Raw genomic sequence first — 9412 nt, 5'->3', positions numbered from 1 at the left:
GTTCCCAATTTGAGATTTCCTGAATTTACTGAGGAATGGGAAACTAAGAAATTGGGGGAGATTGCTACGTTTTCAAAAGGAAAAGGAATTTCTAAAAATGATATTGAAGAGAATGGAATTACTGAATGCATAAGATATGGCGAACTCTATACACAATACAGAGAAGTTATCAACGAAATAAAGTCCAAGACTAATGTAAACACATCGGTTTTAGTTTTAAGTGAAAAGAATGATGTTATAATTCCTGCTTCTGGCGAAACAACAATCGATATAGCAACAGCTTCCTGTGTTTTGAAATCTGGGATTGCATTAGGAGGTGATTTGAATATTATCAAGACCGAGAATAATGGAGTCTTTTTATCTTATTATCTAAACAGTAAAAAGAAAATGGAAATAGCTAATTTGGCACAGGGTATTTCCGTAGTACATTTATATTCAAGTCAATTAGCTTCTCTTTCTTTAAGCTTGCCAAAGCTCAATGAGCAGAATAAAATTTCTTCATTTTTAGCTTTACTTGACGAAAGAATTCAAACCCAAAACAAAATATTAGGGAATTAGGGTCGTTAAAGCTATCGGTTCTTAAAGCTATCTTTACTCAACGATTGAGATTTAATGGTTGTGGCGGAAATAGCTTTCCAAGATGGGAAGAAAAAAAAATAGGTAAACTATTTTCTTTTAAAATTACCAACTCACTTTCTAGAGAAAAACTAAACTATCAGCATGGCGCGGTGAAAAATATCCACTATGGCGATATTCACACAAAATTTCAAACTCTCTTTGATATTGAAAAAGAAAACGTTCCTTATATAGACCTTGATGTAAACATTGATAGGATAAACGAAGAGAATTATTGCGAAGTTGGTGATATGGTTCTTGCAGATGCTTCGGAGGATTTGAATGATGTAGGCAAAAGTATCGAGATTGTTAATTTAAATAAAGAAAAGCTAGTTGCTGGATTACATACAATTTTAGCTCGACCGATTAATAAGACTTTTTCAATAGGTTTTTGTGGCTATTTGTTTAAATCAGATAAAGTGAGAACCCAGATACAAAAAGAATCTCAAGGGTCAAAAGTTTTGAGTATATCAACTGGTAGGTTATCCAATATTTCGCTAACGATTCCCTGCATAGAAGAGCAAACTCGAATCGTGGGCTTATTTTCGTCTTTGGACTCAAAAATTGAAATTGAAACTCAGCTATTGAAAAAATTAGAAAATCAAAAGACATTTTTGTCGCAAAATCTGTTTGTTTAAGTTTAAGTCTGCTAGGCAGCTTTAATTTAAATGAACAGTTGTTTTAACAATGTTTTTTTCTGCTTTTCGAGCTGCCTTAGAATATGCTTTTCAGTCTGGATTTTCTGATCTATTCGAAAGAGAAAATTTGAAATAATATTTTGCTCATTTAAAGAGGGAATCTGCACTTTTAATTTTTCTATTGTACTTTTTGATAAACTTGGGACACCGGATGCCTCATTGAATTCCAACCAATTAATTGTTTTAAAGAGATGAAATATAAACTTTGGAATACACGATTGAAATGAGTGTGTATAAAATAACGTGTCTACAGTCCAAATTTTCCCATCGTAATACATTGGCTTGTCAATAGTTCCCTTTCTTCCAATACAGACTGTTTCTCCGTTATGTAGGTAATCATCAACTGATGTCATAAACCCACCAGTTCCAAATACTGGAATATTGCCGGGCCGTAAATGCTTATAGTCTTTACCACTGCCAATTTTCAGTATATCCCCAATTTTTACATCTATCCATTCAGAAAAATCACCGCCAATTTCATTTTTAAACCTTAATTTCCGTTGGAATATATCATTTCTAAAATTTTGAATTAAGGTTTCTAATTGTTTAATTATTTTGTTTTGGGTTTGGATACGCTCATTTATCAACGAAAAAAAAGAGGCTATCTTCTGTTGTTCCGCGATAGCCGGAAAATTTAACTTTACGTTTCTGATGTTTTCAAAATTCAGACCTTCGCGACCACTTCCAGTTTGCAAGCTTTTAAATATATTTTGGCCTTTAATCGACGAAAAAAAGGGTTGGATAAACCGCGGAACGTGTTCCTTATCTAACCTTACAATACAAACATGTTGGCTGACATTTCCGACTTCAAAGTTGTGGGGTACAACACAGCTTCTGCCTAATGATGCTCCTGTAATATTCAATAGTATATCGTTTGGTTGAACAATACTGTTCCTCATTTGGCTATTTACTTCTTCTGGAATAAATACCGAATGTTTCAACTCTAGCTGGTTATCACTAACGTTCTGGCTCCTAATGAAAAGGACGCCTCGGTCGGTATAAGCTGATTCGCCACCTAAAGGAGTTTTTCCACTATTTATCTTATCCGTAACGTCCCCCAACTTCTTCGTTGTCCACTCCCCCTCAAACCCCGGAAATCTCAAATTGGGAACGTTACCTACTTTTAATTTCTTATTCGCCATCTAGGTGATTCAATTATCTTAGCTATAAAAATTAGGGATTATTAGGTGCAAAAAACTAAAATACTAGGCCTAGTTCTTTAAAGTAACCTTCGATTTCAACATCGAGTTGAGCACGTTTGGCTTCGAGCTCTTTTATCTCTCGCATTACAGCTTGAATGTCGATTTCTTCTTCCTCCTCAAACGTGTCGACGTAGCGCGGAATATTAAGGTTATAATCGTTCTCGGCAATTTCTTTCAAGGTGGCCAGGTAGCTGTATTTTTCGATAACAGCCCGGCTACGATAGGTTTCTACAATTTTATCGATGTGTTGCTCTCGTAACATGTTTTGGTTCTTCACCTTTTCAAACTCCCCGCTGGCATCAATAAATAGAATATCATCGGGAGTCTCACGGCACTTTTTAAATACCAGAATACAAGTCGGGATACTGGTTCCGTAGAAAATATTAGCAGGCAAACCAATAACGGCATCCAAATAATTTTTTTGCTCAATTAGGTATTTGCGTATTTGGAGTTCTGCGGCACCACGGAATAGAACTCCATGTGGCAATACAATAGCCATTGTTCCGTTTTCTGCCAAATGGTAGACCATATGCTGTACAAAAGCGAAATCTGCTTTGCTTGCTGGGGCCAGTTTTCCATACTGACTAAAACGGTCATCCGTCATAAAGAGTGGGTTGGCACTCCACTTGGCTGAAAAAGGAGGATTCGCTACAATCGCTTCGGCTTGTAAACCAAGGTGCTGTGGATGTTCTAAAGTGTCCTCTTGTTTGATGTCGAATTTTCGATAATGCACGCCATGCAAAATCATATTCATCCGCGCGAGGTTGTATGTCGTGCGGTTCATTTCCTGCCCATAGAAATTATTCACGTCCTTCACCTCCCGAGCCACGCGGAGCAACAACGAGCCTGACCCGCATGTAGGGTCATATACAGATTTAAGTTTGTTTTTCCCTGTAGTTACTAATTTGGCTAATATCTTCGATACCTCCTGGGGTGTGTAAAATTCTCCTGCCTTTTTTCCTGCACCACTTGCGAACTGGCCGATTAGATATTCATAGGCATCACCCAATACGTCCAGTTCGGTATGTTCCAATTTGAAATCAATCTCGTCTAGGTGTACCAGTACTTTTGCGATGATTGCATTTCTTGCTTCGGGAGTTTTCCCAAGCTTCGTGCTATTGAGATCCATGTCTTCAAAGAGGCTGTCAAAATCTTCCTCACTTTGCGTGCCCATGGTACTCAGCTGGATATTAGTCAGAATTTTTTGTAGGTCTTCAAGAATAAACGTGTTCGTGTTGCTTTTTCCGCGCTTTGCAATCTCACTAAAAAGCTCAGAAGGTTTAAGGAAATAACCCAACCTTTCAAGGGCCTCTTCCTTTATCGCTTCAATATATTCTTTACCCTCTTTCGTATTTTCTTTGATATCTCTAAACCGTATATTGTCCTGTTTCAAAATGGAATTAGCATAAATCTCCATTTTTTCTGCCAAGTATTTATAAAAGATGAATCCAAGAATGTAATCGCGAAATTCATCCGCATTCATTTTCCCTCTTAGCGTATTAGCAATATTCCAAAGCTGTTGCTCTAATATTTTCTTCTGTGCTTCTGACATTGGTAAGCTTTGTTTAGATTTAGGGTTTACAATCCCTAATTTACTGACAATAGTAATTAATTTGGATGGAAATACCTATGACAATAACAATAATTTGGCAAGGGCTGCCGCATCGGCCGTCTTTTGGGTGTACATCGCAATACGGTTGCCGCTTTTGTAAAGGATAGCGGATCTATACATCAATAAAGATCTGCATTTACAAAAAAAGACAATAGAACTAAATATTTTAGTCTTATTGTCTTTTTTGTTTTATATTTGCACATGACCAAATCAAAACAACCTACTATTGGAAAATTCATCGACCCATTGACGGATTGGGGTTTTCGCCATCTTTTCGGACAGGAACCCAATAAGGAGATACTGATAGAGTTTCTGAATGACCTGTTTCAGGGGGAGAAGCATATTGCTGAACTCGAATATGCTCCTAATGAACATGACGGAGATGATGGTACGGACAAACGCGTCATTTTCGATTTGCATTGTCGTGGAGATAACGGCGAATACTTCATTGTGGAAATGCAGCGCATTCGGCAGGATTATTTCAAGGACAGGGTGTTGTTCTATGTATCCCGGCTTATTCAGCGGCTATTGCAGAAGGGACGGGAATCAAACGATTACGAACTGCCGGAGGTTTACCTTATTGGCATTTTGGAATTTAATATGGATGCCGAAGAGCAAGACAAATACTTCCACGACATCGCATTGATGGAAAAGACTTCGGGAAAATTATTTTACAATAAGTTGGGTTTTAAGTTCTTGGAACCCCGTAAGGGCTCTATCAGGCCAATGAAAGCTGATAAGAATCTGATAAATTGCCTAATTTTGTAAGAAGTGGCGGCGACTTGCTTAACGACATGGACAAATGGATGTACCTGTTGAAGCACATGAGTACCTTGAAAAAGATCCCGACATTTTTGGATAAGCGGATTTTTCAGCTTATTTTTAAGATATCAGAAGTAGCAAAACTAAGAAAGGAGGAACGTATGGCATACGAAGCAAGTTTAAAGGCTAAGTGGGATACGCAGAATGCATTTGATTCGGTTCGGAGGGAGGCTCTTATAGAGGGAGCTGAAAAAGAACGTGCCAAAGCAGAGGCCGAGAAGCGTAAGATTGCTCTGGAGTTTAAAAAAATGGGCGTGTCCATAGCCGATATCGCCAAAGGCACCGGTCTATCCGTTGAGGAGATCGAAAGCCTTTAATTTTTTATCTACCATGTCAACCCAAATGTACCGAGCAAGTTTAAAGGCCGAGTGGGATACAGAATGCGTTTGATTCGGTGAGAAGAGAAGCTAGCGAGCGGTTTGTGAAAAACCTTTTACTTAATACTGATTTTAGTGTTGAAAGGGTTGCATCTCTTGCTGATGTTTCGGTTGATTTCGTCTTAAAGGTCAAAGCAGAACTGAAATAATAAGCCCTATGCTTAATACGCAGAATGCGTTTGAGTCGGTAAGACGAGATGGTATAAATGAAGGTAAGTCTGAAGTAGTGAGGAACTTACTCAATAATGCCGATTTCTCCATAGAGAATATAGCAGCCCTCGCATCTGTTCCAGTCGATTTTGTATTCGGCTGCCAGTTTCATATGTGTGACAACTGTTAAGTCCACTATTCGAGATTTGCAAAATCCACCCAAATATGTTTCATTATTAATTCGTCTCCTGATAACCTTATGCTTTGCGAAGTGAAGGACGCAACTCTACCGCTGTTGCTGTCGGCTTTTAGGATGTCATTATCATTCCATCGTAAGCTTGGGTCGCTTGAACTTTTGATTTCATCTTGTATCCACCCATTAACCTTTTCCAACCAAATAGATGGTGAATCGGTTTGAATATAGCCGATTAGGGCAGCATGGGTCACATCCTTTCCGTGACGACCATTTTTGAAACGTTCAATGCCCCCAGAGTTTTTTTTGCGTATGCTTAGTTCGTATTCACCAATGACATATTCACGTTCCCGTTTTGTGGGCAATTTACAGTTTAACCGTTTGGCCTCAAACTTAATTAGGGCGGGGGAAGTTTCGTCGAAGCCAAATATACCGAACGCAGCAAAATCTGTGGAAGTATTGGTATGTTCGTCTTCTAAGTTTTGGTGATGGAAGAAAAATGGCAGGTCACCTCTATTGAAGTTTAGGGAAATGCATAGCTTGTTGGTAATAGCATTTTCATTTTCTTCAGTTGTTACCTTAAATCGATCAAGGATATCAATTATGTAAGTGTAAATATGGTTAACGATAGTGCCATCTAGTGCACTACTTAATACGCCATAGGTGTTGTTGGTGCTATAGCTCATCATTTCCCCTGCTTGAATAGGTCAATAAACGTTTCATCTGCATCCCTAATGGCTATGGATTGTAACCAGTAACGTTTTTGGTTCGGTTTGTACAGGAAGACAACGTTTTTTTGATATACCTTTATAATACGTTTGAGCCATAGGTTGTTGCTTGCTTTGTTGTCAATCAATTTGCTGATTTTGTCTTCTATTCCTTCGATCGCAGTTGGAATTTCAATTTCCGGTTCGTTACCTAAAACGATTGGGTAGGTGATGAATTCTTTTCCGATTATCGGATCTAACGGTTTAAAGTTTTTATAAACAGAATTTAGGGTGTGACAATACATGTGGCCGAACTCCTTCAAATCCTTACTGGTCGGATTTTTCAACAAATCACTCTTTTCGCCTCTTTTCCTGAAGCTTGAGTAGTGACTAGCAATATCGTTTAGTAAGATATTTTCTATTTTGTCGAATTGCATCGGAGGATAAGGAAGAGATAGTATATCCACTTTATTTGGCACTCCTTCACGAGACGTTACAACTTTCCCACTCACTAACCACATCAACGGGACGCTCTGATTGCTCGACAATGTAGCGGCTATTGATTTCAATTCTTTCGCAAATTGTTCAGGCGCGTGAATTCCAAATATCTGGTCTTTAAAGGTCAGGTACTGCTCACTGTATAAAACAGGTATTTTTTTTCCAGTGACGCTCTCCTTGATAAGTAAATGAGGCGGTTGGAATATTTCCTTGTTTTTTTTTCTAGGACGAAGAAAGTATTCAGCAGTGCACTTGGGCGTTAATAAAGTGCTGTTTCCAGATAAACTCTTAGTTTCAATAAAATTATGCCCTGTAATCCAATTAGCTTTATGTTTGGCTTCTAAATCTGCTAATTCCTTTTCTTCTCCTAATGTCAAGATTCGCTCGCTTTGAAGCTGACTGATTCGTTTAAGAGGACTAGAATCAGACGATTCAATCCACCCCTCAGCGACCTTCCAACCATAATTCTTTTCCATGATATCGAGGTAAGCACCTAAGGTCTGATTAGGGTCAATTCGTTCCAGTAGCTTATGTAATCTTCCGCCGCCCATAAAATTGGCTTGCCACACCCGAGGATTAGTCAGCGCCTTCCGATAAGCTACTTTATGTATGTCATAGTGGTCTATTTCAAATTCGATTTTTTCGCTTGAAGCCCTTGTTCGTCTGAAGATTAGATGATTTACTGGTTTATGTCCGTCTGGAGGAACTCGTTCCGCAAACACTGCAGCCACTGCTGGTTTTGCTTTTGAACTGCTACCGGTGAATAGCCTTGCCCGTAATGCTGTGAAGTCGTAAACTGTACTGAAGTAGTTTCGCTCGAACAAGTATTTCTTAAACGTATGGGTCTTGGTGTTATACAGTACCGGGCCGGATGGCAGGATCATACAGGTTTTACCATTTGGCTTGAGCCGTTCAAACGACTGTTCCAAAAACAGCAGCGCTATTTGTTGGTCTGGAACATCCGGACGTTCAGGATTTTCATTCTTTGCTGTTTTATTAATTTTAATTGCCCATTCGGTAAGTTTTGAGTCGAAAGGAGGATTTCCAATCACCAAATCAAAATCATCTGGCAGTTTTTTCTCACCAAGCGTTTTGAAAAAATCCCCAGCAAATAAGTTGGTTCCGACGAGATTATCAAAATGTACATTGTTCCATATTTCTTTTGGCGATAAGGCATCTAAGAGCGCAAGACCTAAGCTGAAATAAGAAAGGGTTATAGCCTCATCTTCCAAGTCACACCCATATATGTTATTGACCAATAGCCTCTTTAATTCTTCGATATGCTCTTTGGTCGGTTTCGCCCAGTTATTTCTGAGTCTCCACCACTGGATCATTCGCTTGAAGGCACCGACCAGAAATATGCCCGATCCACATGCGGGATCCAATATTTTGAATTGCGCTTTGGGGGTATTAAGCGGCATACAACGGTCGATGAGGAATTGAACCAAGTAGGGAGGCGTGTAAACTACTCCTTTTTTCTTCTGGCCTTTATCATCTGCAAGGAAATCTTCATAAATATGGCTTATCAATTCAATAGGAAGGTAGCTAAATTGGTAAAGACGCCATAATGACATTTGACCAACGCCTTGATTGGCTTTCGAAAAAATGGAAACTTCACCCTTTACGAAATGTCGAAATAATTCTAAATCAATCGAATATAATAACGTTAGCTCATTTTGGTCCAAATGGAATATTTGGCCGTTGAAGTGTTCTTTAGTCGAAAGTCTTTCCAACATCGCTGCTAAGGTATCTGCGTCACAAAGTACACCCTCCAGCGTTGGATCGTTCGGATTGAAAGCGGTATAAAATTCTTTAGGATTTAAAGCTCCATTTCCGTGCTCATCTTTTCGCTCTTCTAGGTACTTTATTAGGATAAGCATCATCAATAGGCGCTTTACAAGCGCTGATTTTTCTGTGCCGACCCGTGATATGATATTCGCCTTTACATTCTTCAGCTGTAGCAACAACTGTTCATAAGCGCTTTGATCATATTTGAAATTCTTGCCCGTCTCAGAATCCCAAAATAAGCCTGAATCAAATTGGCGAGCATTATACTTTTCAAACCCAGCTTGTACTTCATGTAGAAGTTTGATCGTGTCATTGGGCGTAGTAATAAAACTATTTCCATCGTTATTGATAACTGGTTTTTCCCCACAACTGTATACAAGTATTTCCGTGCTGCCAAAAATAAAAACATAGGGTACAACACCGGCATTCCACAAGTGGTGATGGATATCAGCCCCCTTTTCTTTCGCAGTATCTAAGTCATCGAAGGCATAAATATACACTTGTGGTCTCGGAGGTCTTTCGTTATCAAAAAAACGCAAATAGACTGCTTTAGCCCCAAAATCCGCTGCTTGCTCTAACGCGATAAATATGTAAGGGTCGACTTCTTTATCCTTGTCCGAAACCCATTTCAGTCCAGAGGACGTTGTCGCCTCCATATCAAACTTTGCCAAAGCTTCTGCTAATGGTATGTCCAATTCCTTACTCATTAAACAAATCTATAAGTGGCGTAAATGGTTTGTAAAAGCAATT

Annotated in this window: 8 protein-coding genes; 4 read left to right on the top strand and 4 right to left on the bottom strand. The window is 38.9% G+C overall.

Annotation, left to right across the window (positions count from 1 at the left end; all coding sequences use genetic code 11):
• Window positions 1-558: restriction endonuclease subunit S (locus tag BMW65_RS22115; RefSeq protein ID WP_143053976.1), on the top strand; the 558-nt coding region annotated here is incomplete at its 5' end.
• A gap of 44 nt (window positions 559-602) precedes the next feature.
• Window positions 603-1253 carry a restriction endonuclease subunit S gene (locus tag BMW65_RS22110; RefSeq protein ID WP_177181262.1) on the top strand — a complete coding sequence of 217 codons (651 nt, stop codon included), beginning with the start codon at window positions 603-605 and terminating at the stop codon, window positions 1251-1253.
• Window positions 1254-1279: 26 nt separating this feature from the next.
• Here the strand turns inward: BMW65_RS22110 and BMW65_RS24485 are convergent, their stop codons facing one another.
• Window positions 1280-2455: a restriction endonuclease subunit S gene (locus BMW65_RS24485; protein WP_090608985.1), complete on the bottom strand. Its 1176-nt coding sequence runs from the start codon at window positions 2453-2455 to the stop codon at window positions 1280-1282.
• Window positions 2456-2510: 55 nt separating this feature from the next.
• Window positions 2511-4067, bottom strand: coding sequence for a type I restriction-modification system subunit M (locus BMW65_RS22100; protein ID WP_090608984.1), 1557 nt, complete (start codon window positions 4065-4067; stop codon window positions 2511-2513).
• 261 nt (window positions 4068-4328) lie between these two features.
• On the opposite strand from BMW65_RS22100, the gene BMW65_RS24610 reads away from it, so the two are divergent.
• Entirely contained in the window at window positions 4329-4895 is a 567-nt protein-coding gene (locus BMW65_RS24610; RefSeq protein ID WP_245747717.1) for an Rpn family recombination-promoting nuclease/putative transposase, read from the top strand.
• Window positions 4896-4921: 26 nt separating this feature from the next.
• The gene (locus BMW65_RS24605; protein WP_317040505.1) at window positions 4922-5266 is read left to right on the top strand and encodes a PD-(D/E)XK nuclease family transposase; all 345 of its coding nucleotides are present in this window, start codon (window positions 4922-4924) and stop codon (window positions 5264-5266) included.
• 405 nt (window positions 5267-5671) lie between these two features.
• On the opposite strand, the gene BMW65_RS22090 is transcribed toward BMW65_RS24605, so the two are convergent.
• Both BMW65_RS22090 and BMW65_RS22085 read right to left on the bottom strand, forming a co-directional pair.
• A complete protein-coding gene (locus tag BMW65_RS22090; RefSeq protein WP_218145490.1) occupies window positions 5672-6358 on the bottom strand; it encodes a hypothetical protein in 687 nt (228 codons plus the stop codon).
• Complete coding sequence (locus tag BMW65_RS22085) at window positions 6355-9369, bottom strand: HsdM family class I SAM-dependent methyltransferase (protein ID WP_090608981.1); 3015 nt, start codon at window positions 9367-9369, stop codon at window positions 6355-6357. The genes BMW65_RS22090 and BMW65_RS22085 overlap by 4 nt, the downstream gene beginning before the upstream one ends.
• Window positions 9370-9412: the final 43 nt, after the last annotated feature.

Origin of the sequence: Parapedobacter koreensis, from assembly GCF_900109365.1 — a bacterium.
GTDB classification, from domain to species: domain Bacteria; phylum Bacteroidota; class Bacteroidia; order Sphingobacteriales; family Sphingobacteriaceae; genus Parapedobacter; species Parapedobacter koreensis.
The sequence above is the reverse complement of the archived record's forward strand: the minus strand, read 5'-3'. Positions and strand labels throughout refer to the sequence as shown.

What these genes read in the sequence shown, in the direction of transcription:
- BMW65_RS22100 (WP_090608984.1), bottom strand. Translation starts at nt 4,067, where the DNA reads ATGTCAGAAGCACAGAAGAAAATATTAGAGCAACAGCTTTGGAATATT.
- BMW65_RS24605 (WP_317040505.1), top strand. Translation starts at nt 4,922, where the DNA reads ATGGACAAATGGATGTACCTGTTGAAGCACATGAGTACCTTGAAAAAG.
- BMW65_RS24485 (WP_090608985.1), bottom strand. Translation starts at nt 2,455, where the DNA reads ATGGCGAATAAGAAATTAAAAGTAGGTAACGTTCCCAATTTGAGATTT.
- BMW65_RS22090 (WP_218145490.1), bottom strand. Translation starts at nt 6,358, where the DNA reads ATGATGAGCTATAGCACCAACAACACCTATGGCGTATTAAGTAGTGCA.
- BMW65_RS22085 (WP_090608981.1), bottom strand. Translation starts at nt 9,369, where the DNA reads ATGAGTAAGGAATTGGACATACCATTAGCAGAAGCTTTGGCAAAGTTT.
- BMW65_RS24610 (WP_245747717.1), top strand. Translation starts at nt 4,329, where the DNA reads ATGACCAAATCAAAACAACCTACTATTGGAAAATTCATCGACCCATTG.